Origin of the sequence: Cryobacterium sp. M25 (assembly GCF_002929635.1) — a bacterium.
GTDB classification, from domain to species: domain Bacteria; phylum Actinomycetota; class Actinomycetes; order Actinomycetales; family Microbacteriaceae; genus Cryobacterium; species Cryobacterium sandaracinum.
The window spans coordinates 26,701-41,654 of sequence record NZ_PJJU01000048.1 but is presented as its reverse complement, the minus strand read 5'-3'; the positions used below and the strand labels follow the sequence as shown (position 1 = coordinate 41,654).

Here is a 14,954-nt window from a genome sequence, read left to right as displayed (position 1 = left end):
ACCGTCGGCGACGGCGGCGGCACCGTCGGAAGCCCCACCTGCCGAGAACGTGGATCCAGCCCCGACCTCTGCTCCCGCTCCAGGCGAGCGCGCAGGAACGACCAACGAACCGGAGAACACCAGCACGCCGACTCCGGCGATGATGCCCACGGAGCCGCCCGCGAACGGCAACATCACCGGCGTGATCGTGCGCGGCAACGGGCCCAGGCTGCTCTGGGGCGTCGCCGTCGGGGCATCCGCATCGGGGTTGCTGGCCGCGCTCGTCGCCTTCTACCTGGTGTCGGTGCGACCGTTCTTCATCGCACGCAGACGGCCGGGAGCACTCGGCTGACTCGCACAGGTTTTTTTGGCGCCGACCGGGTCAGCCTGATGTCGATGACGAACGCCTACCGCGGCCGGGGCGCTGTGCGGTACGCCGGCCTGGCCCTGGCCCTGGCCCTGGCCCTGGCCCCGGCCCTGAGCCTGTCGGGCGAGATGATCGACGCGATCGCCAAGCAGCCATGGCGCATCGTCGCGCGCGACTTTCGCCGCGCCGTCGACGAGAGGCCGAGCTGGCCGCCGACGTGCGGCGGTCGGATCAGTGTGACCTGCTGGTCGACCTGACCGCCAAACTCGACCGGCTCCCCCGGTATTTCTCCGTGAACCCCGGCAGGGTCATCCTCGCCGATGCGTCACTGCTGGATGGCACCCCGGTGCAGGGGTCCGGCATGGGGAGGTGATGCCCGACTGTCTCCGTCACCCGGGAGAATCTGTGGGACCTGCGTGAGGTCGCTCGCCAGAGTCAGCGGCGTGCGGGGGCCCCGGCTCGCGCACCGCGCACGACGATCGACGCGGGGGCCCTCCTCAACGCACACTGAGCCTTCCACCCGTTCGACTGTGGAGCAGCAAGGAGCATGACCGTCCACCTCGACCTGTGGCTCACCCCCCGAATCCGTTGCCCGGTCGGGTCAGGTCAGGTCAGGTCAGGTCAGGTGCGGTCAATACCAGTTGTTGGTCACGGAATGCGCCCAGGCTCCGCACGGGGTGCCGTACCCGGCCTTGATGTAGCCGAGACCCCAGGAGATCTGCGTCGTCGCGTTTGTGGCCCAGTCGGATCCGGCCGTGGCCATCTTGCTCCCGGGCAGGGCCTGAGGGATTCCGGTGGCGCCGCTGGGGTTGTTGGCCGTGTACGACCAGCCGGATTCCTTGTTCCAGAGCTGTACGAGGCAAAAGAACTCGGACTCACCCCAGCCGTACTTCGAGGCTGCCATCGCCCGGGCCGTCGCCTTTGCCTCGGCGGGCGTGTTGTTGCCGGCGACGGGCTGGGACTCAGCAGCTGGAGCAGAATCGCGCGCCGCATCCGCGGCCGCGGCCTGGGCGTCCGCCTGACCCTGAGCCTGAGCGGCAGCCTCGGCCTGGGCGCGAGCGGCCTCGGCGGCGGCTCCGTCTACCTCGGCCACAGCCGAACGGGCCGTGTCGGCCGCCTCCTGAGTCTGTTCGGTGAGCTCGATGACGGTGTCCGTCTCCAACGACTTGTAGTCCCCGAGCGCGGCAACGGATGACGCCAGTGGGGTCGGATCCACCTTGTTCGCCATGGCCGTGATCACCGTTCCGGCGTCACTGAGGGTGCTCTCCGCTCGGTCATGGGCGGTTTTTGTGGCTATGGCGGAGTAGACGCTGAGCTGCTCGTGATGCAAACCGGTGCTTTCGGAGAGCTCCGTCGTCGCGGCGATGCCGGCAGGACTAACCGCGGATGCCTGTGACACCGCACCGATTCCCATGATCAGGCCGAGGAGACCGAGAGCTGCTCCGGTGCCGACAGCGACGGATCTGGTGCGCGAACGTTTACGTTTGGCGTTCATTTCTCGCCGGGCGGTCAGGGGTGAACGGGGTGAAGCAGAGCGCATGACTTCCAAATGTGATGCGGCCGGGCTACACGATTCTCGGCGCACCTTGATCGGTGGACTCGCGGCCAGATGTAGCCGCGTTGACGAATCCCCCGGCTTGCACTCATTTTCTGGACAGATGCTCCGTTGTAGCTGGCAAAGTCATCCGTACTTGGCCGCCACCGATGCCGGTGCACGTCGGTAGGCTCGAGTCAGGACAACTCGTTGTCCGCGTAACGGGGGTGGTACAGGTGAACTCCGGCAGCTTTGTTTTGAGGGAACTTTAGGTGTGGAGTTCGCAGCCCTAAGCTCTCAGCCTTCCGTCAGGCGCCGCTCGGCTTCGCGACGTCACAGCCTCGCTCAGGCTTTGGGTGCCTCTCACCGTGGTCGTCGGTACTTCGCTGACCCGGCGTGATGCGCTGCCAGACCGGTCGCGGCATGTCCAGGCTGGAGATTGTGACGGATGCCACGCTCGAAGCGAAATACGGGGTGCACCCGATGCAATAAGTTGCCCGACTTCGATGCCCACATGCGGGTGAGCACTCGCGGACAGCCGGTGCGTTGATCACGACTTTCTGTTGGCCGCCGTTGGTGATCAGGTCTCTGACCGCGAGCACGTCCGGTCGGGACCGGTCGGGACCGGTCGGGCCGCCGCGGACGGGCCGGGCACGGCATCCGCTTCGAGGCTCTCCAAAAGGGCGACAGGGGGCAAGCTCGGTGGAGATCAGCAGCGATCAAGAACACTTGTTGGAGGGGTTCAACAGGGAGGGACATCCAGATCGATCCTCACGAGGACCTTGTCGCTCTCCACGATCGAGCGTTGTGTGCCGCTCATTGCCCGAGTTCGTATCCGATGAGCCAGTGCAGTCCATGACGGTCGATGACTTGGCCATCCGAAGCACCCCAAGGCTTTGGGGCAAGGTAGTCAACGATCTGGCCGCCCATCGCGAGTTTGTCAAACCACTCGTGGAGAATTTCCGGTTCAGCGGCGCCCAGCAATGAGAGCTTGACGCCATCAAGCCGAACACTTTTTTCACCTGCGGCTGCATCGGATCCCATCAATACAACTACGCCCTCGAGCACTCCGTGAGCTATGTTGTGGGGCGGGCCGTCGCTGCGACCGAAATCCTCGTAGGTATGCAGGGTGAGCTCTCCACTGAAAACATCCGCGTAGAAGCGGAGCGCTTCGCGCGCTGTACCGGGGAAAGTGACATAGATCTGCGGCGCCATCATATGCAAAGCATACAGATCGACCTACCACCGATCGCTAGAACGCTGTGAGGGTTCGTTGTCTGATCGAGCTGGTGATCGTCGATTCGCTGAAGTAGGACATCCGTTGCCCGCGGTCGCGCCCTGGCATTGGTGCACGTCATCAAGATCGGCGACGGTGTACCGTCCCCTACGGTTACGGTATTGGCTATTCACTGGCAATGGTCGCGCCATGATGCGATGGTACTGTCAGCTCGCCCGAGCGACACAGCCGCAACGATGGTGTCAGTCGGAAAACGAGAGAGGCACACCACTCAGGCCAAAATTCGTGCACAACACCCACTTCAAGATCAGCGGCGACCCGACATGATCCGTGGAGACTCGTTACGGCGCATGTACGCCGGCGGGCGCCCGAACCGGTGGGCGCGTTTCCTGAACCGAATCAGCGCGATGGTGTTCTCGCTCGGTATCGTTGGCCACGGCGCGGTAAGCCTCGAGACCGTCAATCCGAAGTCGCACACCCTGCTCACCCTGCCGCTCGTGGTGGCCCGCTACGAAGGTTGTGAGTACGTGGTTTCGATGCTGGGCCAGGGCTCGCGGTGGGTGCGCAATGTGCGGGCCGCGAATGGGAGAGCCGTCATCCACGCGGAGCGCAGGCGACCGGTGCTTACTCGAAGAGGTTCGCGCGGATGCCAGCGCACCAATTATCAAGTCATACCTGGCGCAAGCACCCGGCGCCCGACCGCTTATTCCGGTCGATCAGTCGGAGCCGGTCTCGGCATTCGAAAACATAGCAGCTGACTTCCCGGTGTTCATGATCCGGGATGTCCACTAAGGCGCAACGGGCACCACTGGTGGTCGCGCACTAACCCGCTGAACCGTGGCTCACTGTTTGCGTAAGCGTTCCTTGACACCGTGTTCGACGAGAACGGGAACAAAGTCACGTATCGGGCGGCCGGAGAAGTTCTGATGCTCCTCACGGACAGCTCTTTCAACGCTCGACCGTGGCACATTTGGGAATCGTTTCGTGAGTCGATCCACCACTTTTTCCACGGCCTGCAATTCATCGTTGAGGTTCACAACTTCCAGTGTCCCACCGTCGGGAGCTGCCTATCAAGGCGTTGCTGTCAGCGAAAGTTGCGCACTCTGCCCATCGCTTTCGTCAGCGACCAGCACGGAACGGAAATTACGCATCTCCCGGTCGAGGGTGCACGATGAAGTCATGGGATCTTCACAAGATGAACCTTGAGTGCGGGCCTTGCGTCCATCGCGATCGAGCCGGGACGAGCGAATACCGGGCCGAGACCTGGTGGGGTCCGACGGTTGCCTCTGCTGCCCCGGCCTTCGTTGGCAGCGTGATTGGGCGCTCAGTTGACGGGATAGACGACAGCCTGATCTCGCCAACCCGATCACTGCGGCCTTCCTCGTTTTTCGTCTCCTGACGTGCCCGCCGATTCTGATCACACTCTTCATGCAAGATCATCGCCGTGCTCGCACTCCTCGGCATCATCCCAGCAATGGTCAACATCTCGGGTACTCGGCGTCGTTCGATTTATTCCCGGGCGGGAGCTATGACGAGACGGACCTGAAGACGTCGATGTGCCACAAGCCGGTCGCGCGGGTCACCCTGGCGAAGCACGCATCCGTGGCCACCGAGGACTATTCATCCCTGTTCCGGTCCGACACGAATCGCGCTCCCTACACCCAGGCACCCCTCACCACGTCGCAGACGAACGCTCTGACAGCCCTCGCCGACAGCTCCGCGTGGGTCGTGGCCGCATCTATGCTCAAGCGGTTGTCGATACCCTCGTGCCGATGCCACTCTCGTGAGTGCTCCTTGCGACCCTCGATGCGCACCGCCTCATCGAGCAGGGGGTCTTCGAGCCATTCCCAGACCCTCAGCAGTCAATGATCCTCGACGGTTCCCGATCCCTGTCACCGCTGCGGAACGGGGTGAGAGGTTGCGATCGGCTCCCTGGCTGTCCCCGTGGCCTCGACCCCGGATGACAGCACGGGTCCGCCGCATACCGCGGTACGCGGCGGACCCCCGACTTGCCGGTGCTGTCCCGCAGATGGTTCTACTGTACGTCCGTCGGTTCCGGTTGCCCCGGTACTTCATCCGAAACGCGAGTGCCGTCCGGGTTGAGACGGATCGCTCGTGGTCGCGCCGCGCGCATCCGGTCTTCGTCCCATTCGGCGCCGGACGGGTCCGCGGTCAGATTCTCGTGCGCGACGGCTGCGGGGCCGGGTTCGTCATTCGGGTCAGGTTCAGGCGGCGGCGGCATAGGCGCTCTCGATGACCGATCCCCAGTACGGCCCGAACATGGTGTTCGCGACGTTGTTGTAGCCGAAACTGTTGACCGAGTTCTGATAGCCGGCCGAACCACTGCCGATGAACCGCGGGCCGCCGGATGATCCACCGGTCATGCCGCAGGGGATGCCCTGCGATTCGGACTGGGCGTATGGGTCGTCCGTGGCGGTGCCGGAGCAGGACTGCAGGGTGTTGCCGGTGAACGGTGCCGCCGCCGGGTAGCCGAAGGCCGAGTAGGTGAACCCTCTGCCGTCATTGAAGGCCACGCCCGATGCGCGGCGACAAAATCGACACCAGGCAGGTGGGCACCGGCACCGTCCACAACGACGCATCCGAAAGCTCTGGCTCGACGGGGAGACGAACCGCCCTGCGTGAGTCACGATTTCCCGACTGTGCAGATTTCTCTGAACCGTCGCCGTACGGGGTGCCGTCAGCCGCCGCCTACATGGATGCCGGGGCGGCGTGTCGGATCAGCTTCACTCTGGCGAAGGATTTCGCGCACGACGGGTGCGGTATCGCCTTGGCCGAGTAGAAGGTAGCGCAGGAGGTGCCCGAGGGGGTTGCCCTCTGACCATTCGAAGTAAGCGTGAGGTCGCACTCCGGATGCGTCCCGCAATGCCAAGAGAATGGCAGCGATGGCGTTCGGAGCCGCAGGACTCTGGGCTCGAAGCACCCGAAGCCCGTTGACTTCCTCACCGCGAACATGGAGCGTTTCGCTGAAACTAGACGGATCCACCACCTCGATCTCAAGAAACAGCACGTCCGCGCGACCCGGCACGGGATTCATCCCCCGCTGCGCCGTCTCCTTTCCGGCATAGTCGGTCTGTTTGCCCGGCTTGGGTTTGTTCGCAATCAGGTTCAAAGCGCCATCGAATACGAGCGATTCGGTGATGAAGCGTCGCGCCTGCTCGTCCAGTTCGACCGTTTCCACCCGCAGTTCGGTGGTGCGTGAAACTCGGGATACGAGTGACACGACGATGATCCCCAGGATGAAGAACGCAGAAATGGCTATGCCATCGGGCTTCTCCAAGATGTTCTCGCCCAAGGCGTACAGGAGGATCAAGGTCAGAATGGTGAATGCGACACTGGCCCGGCGCTGGTGGCGTCGGATCGCCGAGATCGTGACGGCGACGGCTCCGGACACCATCATCGCCAGGATGCCGGTGGCGTAGGCGCCGGCCTGCGCGTTGACGTCGGCGTTGAAGCCGATCGTGATCAGGATGCTGATGCCGGTGTAGACGAGAACCACGGGGCGCACGGCGCGGCTCCACTCGGGGGCCATGCCGTATGACGGCAGGTAGCGCGGGACGATGTTGATCAGGCCGGCCATCGCGGACGCCCCCGCAAACCACAGGATGAGGATGCTGCTCACGTCGTAGACGGTGCCGAAGGTGTTTCCGACGAGTTCGTGGGCCAGGTAGGCCAGTGCGCGGCCGCTCGCTTCGCCACCGTCTTCGAAAGCTTCCTCGGGGATGAGGAGGGTGGTGACGAAGGTGCTCGAGAGGAGGTAGGCGCTCATGATGAGGGCCGCCGCGGTCAGGAGCTTGCGGGTGTTGCGGATGCGTGAAGCCAGGCGCTCCTCGGTGGTTTTCCCTGCCGAGGCAACCAGGGGCATCATGCTCACCCCGGTCTCGAATCCGGACAGACCCAACACGAGCAGCGGGAAAGCGATGATGGCGGGACCGAGAAGATCACCGAACCCCCCGCCGCGGGAGGTGAGGGCGTCTGTCCATCCGGCGAGAGCGGCTGGTTCCGTGAGGACGTCGTAGAGGCCGACACCGATGACGACGGCGTTTAGGGTGAGATACACCGCCACCAGCGGGATGGCAACCGCCACGGCTTCGCTGAAACCGAGGAGGAAGACGCCGCCGAGGGTGAGGAGCAGGACGATCGTGATCGTCACGGCATGCCCCTCGAGGAAGCTGGGCGCATATGGGTTCTCAAGAAGGTGGACCGTGGCATCCGCCGACGACAGGGTGATCGTGATGATCCAGGACGTTGCGACGAAGCCCAGAAGTACCAGCACGAAGAACTTGCCCTTCCAGAACGGGAGGAGCCGCTCGAGCATCGCCACCGAACCCTGGCCGTGCGGGCTCTCCTTCGCCACCCGCCGGTACATCGGCAACATCCCCAGCAGGGTCAGTGCAACGATCAGCAGGGTCGCCAACGGCGCCAGTGCTCCGGCAGCCAGCACGGCGATGCTCGGCAGGTACGACAACGTCGAGAAGTAGTCGACGCCCGTTAAACACATGACCATCCACCAGGGACGCTTCGTCACCGTGTCTTCGTGGCTCTCCGGTCCGACGGGCTGCACACGGTTCCGAAGCAGCCACCGAGCAAGGCTGCCCGCTGGCGCTCCCGAACGGACGGGGCTGGCAACGCTCGCCGGGATGACCGGAACGTCCAATGAATCCACTGTGATCTTCCATCCCGCCCGCGCCGGTCACAAGACCGTGAGAGCAGATCTATCGAATGCGAACAACACCTCTATTGTGAGCCACACACGAGCGAGCGCCGCACGCTCAGGGCAAAGATCTGAGCTCGAAGTGCTGTCGGCCTCGAGCGCGGGTCACAGCCACTTTTTTTCTTGAAGACCACGTACAGGGCGACGCCAAGGAAGACCATCTCTCCGAGTGCGATCGGGTATCCGAAGATCCAGTGCAGTTCGGGCATGAAGTCGAAGTTCATGCCGTAGACCGTGCCGACGAGGGCTGGGGCGAAGAGGATGGCCGCCCAGGAGGAAATCTTCTTGACCTCTTCGTTCTGAGCGAGGCTCGTCTCAGACATGTGGCGCACTTCGTCATTCTGCCGTTGATTCACCAGGGTGGAGTGCACGGTCAGTGCGTTTTGTAGGATGGCGCGGAATGAGTCCGCTCGATCGACGACGCGGATGGCGTGGTCCAAGAAGTCGCGGAAGGAACGTTGGAGCTCCAGTTCGACCTGGTATTTTTCCGAGCCGCGGAGGAGCGCTTGGAGCATCCCGATAAGGAGGGGGTGCACCGCGCGCTAGAACTCGATGACTTCCCGGGAGAGGTCATAGATGCGTCGGGAGACGCTGGGGTCGCCGTCAAAGAGTTGGTTTTCGATTTCGTCGATATCGTTCTCGAGTCCGGCGATGACGGGTGCATACTCATCGACTACCTCGTCGAGGATGGAGTACAGCACGGCTTGTGGACCCTTCGCGAGCAGCGGGAGATTCGCCTCGAGGCGATGCCTGACCCGGCTGAGGGCCGTCGATTCGGCGTGGCGAACGGTGACAACAAAGTCCTCGCCGATGAAGAGGTGAAGCTCGCCGAATTCCACCTCTAGCTTCTCGTCGATGTATCGTGCGGGGCGCAAGACGAGGAACAACGTGGATCCGTACTGCTCGAGCTTGGCTCGTTGATGGCCGGTCAGGGCGTCTTCGACGGCCGGCGGGCGGAGATCGAATTCGCTGGCAACCGACCGTATCTCGGTGGCGTCCGGTCTGTAGAGTCCGATCCACGCCATGCCAGCGTTCTCGCGGAGGGCTTGGTACGTTTCCTCAAGGCTGCGGGGGCTCTCCGCGCGGTGTCCGGCTACGTAGATGCCGTTGTCAATCAAGGCCATGGTCGTGACCCACCGTTCAGTCGTCCGAGAAAGTGTGTGAGCAGAGCCCAAAGACGGCGTGCCATCAGGGCGTCGATCAGGATGGGGCGGGAGAGCACCGCACGTGAGTGCGGGCCGGGATCCTAGATCCAGTCGTTGCGTTTGAAGAGGAAAAACAACAGCGTGGAGAAGCCCACGATCAACGCTACCGAACTGAAGAAGCCTCCGATCTCGCTGAACCCGGGGTAGGGCACGTTTTGGCCGTGGAAGCCGGTGACGGCCGTCGGTACGGCGATGATGGCGGCATAACCGGTCACCTTCTTGGTGATCACGTTGAGCCGGTTTCCCTGGAGGGCCCGATTCGCTTCGAGGATACTCGTGGCGAGGTCGCGCAGGCTCTCCGTCCATTTCATAGCGCGCAGTACATGGTCGTAGACATCCTGAAAGTAAGGACCCATCTCGTCGGCCACAAGGTGAAGGTCGCGGCTGAGGAGCGTGTTCACCACTTCGCGCATCGGCAGGATCACCCGCCGAAGCGTTACCAGGCTCTTCCGGAGCGCGAAAGAACTCCGTTGCAGGGCTTCCTGGTCGGCCGAGGGCACGAACAGCTGGTTCTGGAGCTCTTCGATCTCCTCGTCGAGGGCCTCTACCGCCTCGAAGTACCCGTCGACGAGTTAGTCCAACAGCCCGTGCAACAGGAAGGCGACACCATGCTTCGCCAAGTCCGGGAAAGAGTCCCATCTGGGAACCACAGCGTCCAAATCGATGCTCTCCTCCTTGTGCACGGTAACCAGTGCACGGGCCGTGATGTAGGCGGCAATCTCGTCGGTGGTAACCGCTTTCGAGGCCGGATCGAAGCCGACAGCGTAAGCAGACAAGAACGAGTGATCGGGATAGTGATCGAGCTTCGGCCGCTGACGCAGTTTCGTGGCGTCTTCGACGGTCAACTCGTGCAAACCCAGCTCCTCGGTGAGTAGTGCGAGGTCGGCACCATCCGGGGTACAGAGGTCCACCCAAACCACGGAGTTGGCAACTCAAGATGTTCGGACACATCGGCCAGCGCAAAGTTCTCGTCGATGAGGACATCATCACGGTAACAGCGGGTACGAGGAGTGGGAACGGCATAGTCCATCATGTACACCCGTGATCTTCTGGGACCCCCTTTCGCGATTCACGAAGGTGCATTGGGCGACAATCCTTCTCCAAACGGCATGGTCTTCGCACTGTTACACCTCTGGCATGCTCAAGGACCCAGTCCTTGGTGGCCATACAGATCCCCACCAACCCCCGGCTGAATCATAGGACGCGAGTCCCGCTAAAGGCGGCCCGGGCTTGGCTAATTCGACGCGCGGCCGGACTAGTGTTCGGTCCAGCAGCCCAGGATGGCAGTAGCTACTTGATAGGAAAACGCGGTGCGGGTGACGCCATGCGGCCCGATCATATCCGTCAACTTTCTGGCGTCAACTTGTAACGTCATGTTGTCTTTGAGGAAGACGACCACGCCGCCTGTGGTTTCGTAAGCAGGCAATCCGAGATTCGCGAGTCCTTCAATGGGTTGGACTGGGGCAAGGTTTCCTTGCATTGTGTCGAAGTAGCTGCGGGCAGACGCTGCGTCCGAGGATTCCTGCACCGAGATCACGAATTCTCCACCAGTCAGATGGTATGTGCAGGTGTATTGGCGATTGATCCAGCTCTCGACGGAGTGTGGCGGGGCGGCGAGAGCCAGCGCACGTGTGATGTTGTCGCGTGTTTCGGTGCCACAAATCATCTGTGATGCTGCGGACGGTCCTGCCTCCGCGCTGCCTGCCGAGCTCGACTGCGGAATCGGGGAGGCCGACGTGCCTGGCATGGACATTCCGGGGGCCGTTGTGTTCACGGCGCCGGAGGAGGTGGTGGCGCATCCAACCAGCAAAGCCGTGGAAGCCACCGCGATCGCAAGCAGCCAGTCGGGCCTCTTGATACGCGTCTTAGTCCTGCTACGCCGCATGGCTGGACACCAAGCTGGCGTAGACAACAACATTATCTGGGTACGTACGAGTGGTTTCATCGAACTCTCCACCGCAGGTGATCAGCCGTAGTCCCGCATGATCGGTGTTGCCGTAGACGGCGAACTGCGGAAAGTCATCTTTCGGGTATTCCTCCACTCCGTCGACCACGAATACCGCCACTGTCGCATCGGCTCGGGTAACCAAAATCTCGTCGCCGGGACGCATCTCGCCAAGTCGGTAAAACACCGCGCGCCCCTGCACCCTGGAGTCGACGTGACCCAGGATGACGGAAGGTCCGATCGCGCCAGGGGTGGGCGAACCGGTGTACCAGCCGGCCGGAGAGGCCTCGTCCAACGACGGCGTCTGCACCGTGCCATCAGGATTCTGTCCCAATTGCATCAGGACAGAGTCCACTTCAATCGCGGGGACGTTGATCTGGGTGGGCTCGGAGTCGGTCAAGGTCGGGCCGACAACCTGGTCAACCCGCGGAGTCGGCGGAACTGAGATGGGCTCCGGTGAGGGTGTAACGGAGACGGACTCCTGCGATGGGGCTGATACGGCAGCCGAGGCAGGCGGCCGTGGAGGAGGAGGGTTGCCCCACAGGACGAAACCGATCGCCGTACAGCCGACGGTGAAGAGCAGAACCGCCGCCGCGGTAGCCAGACGGCTACCGCGACGACGCTTTTCAGCCGGGATAATCACCGGGGATCAAACCGATCTCAGCCTCGTGCGGCAAGACGCCGACGAATCATCACCGCGCCACCTGCCGCGGTCAGGGCCCCGGCACCGAGGGCGAGAAGGCCTATGTCAGCACCGCTTGAAGTGCTGCCACCGCCGGTTTCCACGCCACCGTCAGGCATGTTCGCTTGCGACGCGCTCAGGGCGCCACACAGAGCCGGCGACGTTGCTGCCAAGGGCAGACTCGGCACCAAGTCACTCTTTGCGTCCTGTGCTGCTTTCGTCAACGTGGCCGGGTCTAGCCCGTGGACCACCACAACTGCCGTGCCTGCCTCCAGCGAGGCCGCGGTGGCGGCATCCAGAGTGAAGGTTCGGTTGTAGTCGTAGTTTGCACCCATCCCGGCAAGCGTTAGATCAGTTCCGGCCGCCGGACTCGTGTCGCCGCTCGTGGACAACGTTGTGCCAATCTCTCCGTAGGACGGCTGACCTTCGGTCGTGCTGATCACACCATCTCCATTGGTGTCAGCTGCCGTGGTGGGACATTCCCCCTTCGCACCGATGTGGATGTGCTGTACGTGCGGGTACGGCTTACCGTCGAAGGTCTCGGCCAGACCCTTGACGGTCTGGGTGACTGTGGCCTGGTCACCGGAAACCTCAACGGAGATGGTGCCGCTGCCGTTGCTGCCGTTGATCGAATCGAGCGTCCCCTGGTAGGACGCGTCACCAGTGGCTGCAAAGGCTGGACCACTCGTCAATACGGCGACACCTAAAGCAAACGCGGGCACAAAAAACACTGCTGTTTTCTTATTCATCAAAGTCCCTTACTAGGAGGTAGTTTCGAAAACATATCGGAGTGAAAACATAAAAGAGTATTCTTCAGTTGAGTTTGTGCGTACAGGCCTTACATGTCAAGAGTGGCCCTGGCCTTGGTGGCCGACAACTCACAAGACACACTGTTTACTCTGGAAAGATCACGTCGGGAGTTCACTTTTGAGTAAGCAGACGAGGCCGTGAAGCTGATCATCACCACCGGCAAAGCGGTCGCGACCGTCACCCGAGAGAGCGGAGTCAACGAGGCAACCCTGGGCCGCATGGTGACCGCGTTCAAGGCGCTCAACGAAACCCGACGGGCCGAAGTGATGGAGTCTGAAGGGGCCGAGCTACAGCGGCTACGGCAAGAAACCGCGGATCTGAAGATGGACAGGGCGTGCTTGAAAAAATCGTCGAGCTTCTTCCACCAGGAAGCATCGGATACGACGGCCAGGCGTATGAATCGATTGGCGTAATAGAGATCAATTTCACCATCACCCGCATGGTCCGCCTCGTCGACATCGGCCGTCCGCCATCGCCGGCGTCGATTGGGGGTGGAAATCATTTCCCGAAGAACTGTCGCCACGACCAGGAAACGCCTAAGGATGGCGAGATCTGTCCGAAGAAATAGAAGACCTCCACCACCGCCACCACCCCTGGCCGAGACTTCCGTCGCGACACCGCCGCCGGCGCCACTCCTCGATCGGGCCTGTCACACCAGTTGACTTCGAGTTGCCAGAGCTACTCGGACGTTCAAAGGTCGACCCGGGCGCTCGCTGGCAGAGCGTCATGAAGCCAGTCTGCAAGCGCCACTTACGTCGCTGCATCACAACATCGCTCGCGGAGCGGATGCCCTACTTAGCTCATACCCTTCGTCATCGGTGAGGCACACCTGCTCGCCAACACCCACCTCAAAATGCTCCGCATGCTCACAAACGTCGACATGGACACCGGATCGCACATCGCGATACGCCTTATCGGGCAGCACACACTTCGGCGTCGGTGAGCTCAAACTCGCGGTGCTCCCAGCGCCAGACCGAAACATCTCCACCCGGGACAATGATCGGGATGAACGCAGCCGATACGACCGATTACATCCGCAGCACCTCGAAGCTGCCGGCCAGTCCAACCCACACTTCGCCAACGACACCATCCACGCCGTCACGCCATCTACCTCGCACCGGAAACTTCCGACAGGGCTTTAACAAACCCGGTCGACATCGCCGACGGTGACCCCGGCACCGTCAAACACCGCGACGGGCGACACCAACGAGCGGGCGTAGGTCTTTGGAAATGTCACTGAGTCGTGGTGGCAGACGGTCGGTTTTTCACAAAAAGGATCGTGAAAATTAGAGCGGCCAGAGCGGTACCGGCGAGGAGAATTAGTCCGATCGCGTAGCTGTTTTCCGCAACGTTGTAGGTGGCCCCCATCACCAGTGGCGGGAAGTATCCGCCTAACCCACCGGCAGCGCTGACGATGCCGCTCACCGCCCCCACTCTGGCGGGCGGTGCGCTCCTCCCGATCCAGGCGAACACTCCCCCAGCACCGAGACCGAGTGCAGACGCCATCGCGACAAAGGTGAGGCCGGCGGGGATCTCGCCATCGGGACGGAGGTTCACCACCCAAGCGAGAACGGCCACCGCAGCCAGCGACCCGATTACCACTGGCTTCGGTCCGATACGGTCGGCAAGAATTCCGCCGATGGGGCGGAGAATAACGGCGGCAACCGCAAACCCAGCCGTTCGTGTTCCCGCGGCAGTGAGGTCGAAATCGTATATCTGGCGGAGGTACGTGGGCAGGTAGGTGGAAAAAGCGACGAATCCGCCGAAGACCAGCGCATAGAGAAAACTCATCTGCCACGTCACGCTGAGCCGCGCCGCCGCGGTGAGCTTGGGAAGGAATGGATCAGTGCTGGCCGTGAATCCGGGGGCCTCTGCCATAAGTGTCCATACGCATATTGCTGTGACGAGGAGGAGCGTCGCGATGATGAGGTGAGTTGGAACGTATCCGAGCCATTCCACCAAACGTGGAGTGAAGAATGCCGACACTGCGGTGCCGCCCATCCCTGCCCCGAAGACGCCGGTTGCAAAGCCTCGGCGGGATGGTTGGTACCACTGGCTCACGAATGGAATTCCCACGGCGAACACGGTTCCGGCTACGCCGAGCAGCAGCGCTGTCACGACCAGGAAGGCAAATGCGTTGAGGGTTCCGGCAAGCGCGACAAGCAAGAGGGCGGGGACGGATGCAAGCAGTACCAGTGTGAATAGGAGGCGTCCGCCGAATCGGTCGGTGAGCACGCCCACTGGAATGCGGCCGATCGATCCGACGAGTATGGGCATCGCCACGAGTACAGACGTCTGGGCCGACGAGAGATTCATCGACTCGGTATAGCGGATGCCGAGCGGCGAGACACTCGTCCACGCCCAGAAGCACACGACGGAGGTGAGAGTCGCGAGGGTGAGGTTCACACCCTTGCTGTGGTGTGCCTTCTGCCGTGCAGTCATTTTCGAGCCCATCGGTGTGCC

General features: G+C 62.3%; 10 protein-coding genes and 3 pseudogenes. 2 read left to right on the top strand and 11 right to left on the bottom strand.

What is annotated here, in order from left to right:
• The first annotated feature begins 375 nt into the window (after positions 1–375).
• Entirely contained in the window at positions 376–603 is a 228-nt protein-coding gene (locus tag CXY81_RS17465) for a hypothetical protein (protein ID WP_104194401.1), read from the top strand.
• Positions 604–977: 374 nt separating this feature from the next.
• Here CXY81_RS17465 and CXY81_RS06915 read toward each other — a convergent pair whose 3' ends face one another.
• From CXY81_RS06915 to CXY81_RS06880, 10 genes and pseudogenes are all read right to left on the bottom strand, one after another.
• Positions 978–1,841, bottom strand: coding sequence for a hypothetical protein (locus CXY81_RS06915; protein WP_104194400.1), 864 nt, complete (start codon positions 1,839–1,841; stop codon positions 978–980).
• A gap of 855 nt (positions 1,842–2,696) precedes the next feature.
• Positions 2,697–3,098: a VOC family protein gene (locus CXY81_RS06910; RefSeq protein ID WP_104101863.1), complete on the bottom strand. Its 402-nt coding sequence runs from the start codon at positions 3,096–3,098 to the stop codon at positions 2,697–2,699.
• Positions 3,099–3,959: 861 nt separating this feature from the next.
• A complete protein-coding gene (locus CXY81_RS16050; protein ID WP_134343049.1) occupies positions 3,960–4,154 on the bottom strand; it encodes a three-helix bundle dimerization domain-containing protein in 195 nt (64 codons plus the stop codon).
• 1,188 nt (positions 4,155–5,342) lie between these two features.
• Positions 5,343–5,660: pseudogene (locus CXY81_RS06905) on the bottom strand (hypothetical protein); the annotation flags it as partial.
• 155 nt (positions 5,661–5,815) lie between these two features.
• The gene (locus CXY81_RS06900) at positions 5,816–7,777 is read right to left on the bottom strand and encodes an amino acid transporter (RefSeq protein WP_369828352.1); all 1,962 of its coding nucleotides are present in this window, start codon (positions 7,775–7,777) and stop codon (positions 5,816–5,818) included.
• 188 nt (positions 7,778–7,965) lie between these two features.
• Positions 7,966–8,973: pseudogene (locus CXY81_RS06895) on the bottom strand (magnesium and cobalt transport protein CorA); the annotation flags it as partial.
• 122 nt (positions 8,974–9,095) lie between these two features.
• Positions 9,096–9,965 (bottom strand): annotated as a pseudogene (locus tag CXY81_RS16930) (magnesium transporter CorA family protein).
• Between the two features lie 344 nt (positions 9,966–10,309).
• Complete coding sequence (locus CXY81_RS16045) at positions 10,310–10,720, bottom strand: hypothetical protein (protein WP_146067641.1); 411 nt, start codon at positions 10,718–10,720, stop codon at positions 10,310–10,312.
• A gap of 208 nt (positions 10,721–10,928) precedes the next feature.
• Positions 10,929–11,399 (bottom strand): class F sortase, encoded by a 471-nt coding sequence (locus CXY81_RS06885; protein ID WP_198411965.1) that lies wholly within the window; start codon positions 11,397–11,399, stop codon positions 10,929–10,931.
• 260 nt (positions 11,400–11,659) lie between these two features.
• Positions 11,660–12,430 carry a hypothetical protein gene (locus CXY81_RS06880; protein WP_104194397.1) on the bottom strand — a complete coding sequence of 257 codons (771 nt, stop codon included), beginning with the start codon at positions 12,428–12,430 and terminating at the stop codon, positions 11,660–11,662.
• A 198-nt stretch (positions 12,431–12,628) separates the two neighbouring features.
• Here CXY81_RS06880 and CXY81_RS06875 point away from each other — a divergent pair, with 198 nt between their 5' ends.
• Positions 12,629–12,904, top strand: a complete 276-nt coding sequence (locus CXY81_RS06875) for a transposase (RefSeq protein WP_104194396.1) — start codon at positions 12,629–12,631, stop codon at positions 12,902–12,904.
• An 820-nt stretch (positions 12,905–13,724) separates the two neighbouring features.
• Here the strand turns inward: CXY81_RS06875 and CXY81_RS06870 are convergent.
• Positions 13,725–14,945 (bottom strand): MFS transporter, encoded by a 1,221-nt coding sequence (locus CXY81_RS06870; protein ID WP_104194421.1) that lies wholly within the window; start codon positions 14,943–14,945, stop codon positions 13,725–13,727.
• Positions 14,946–14,954 lie beyond the last annotated feature (9 nt).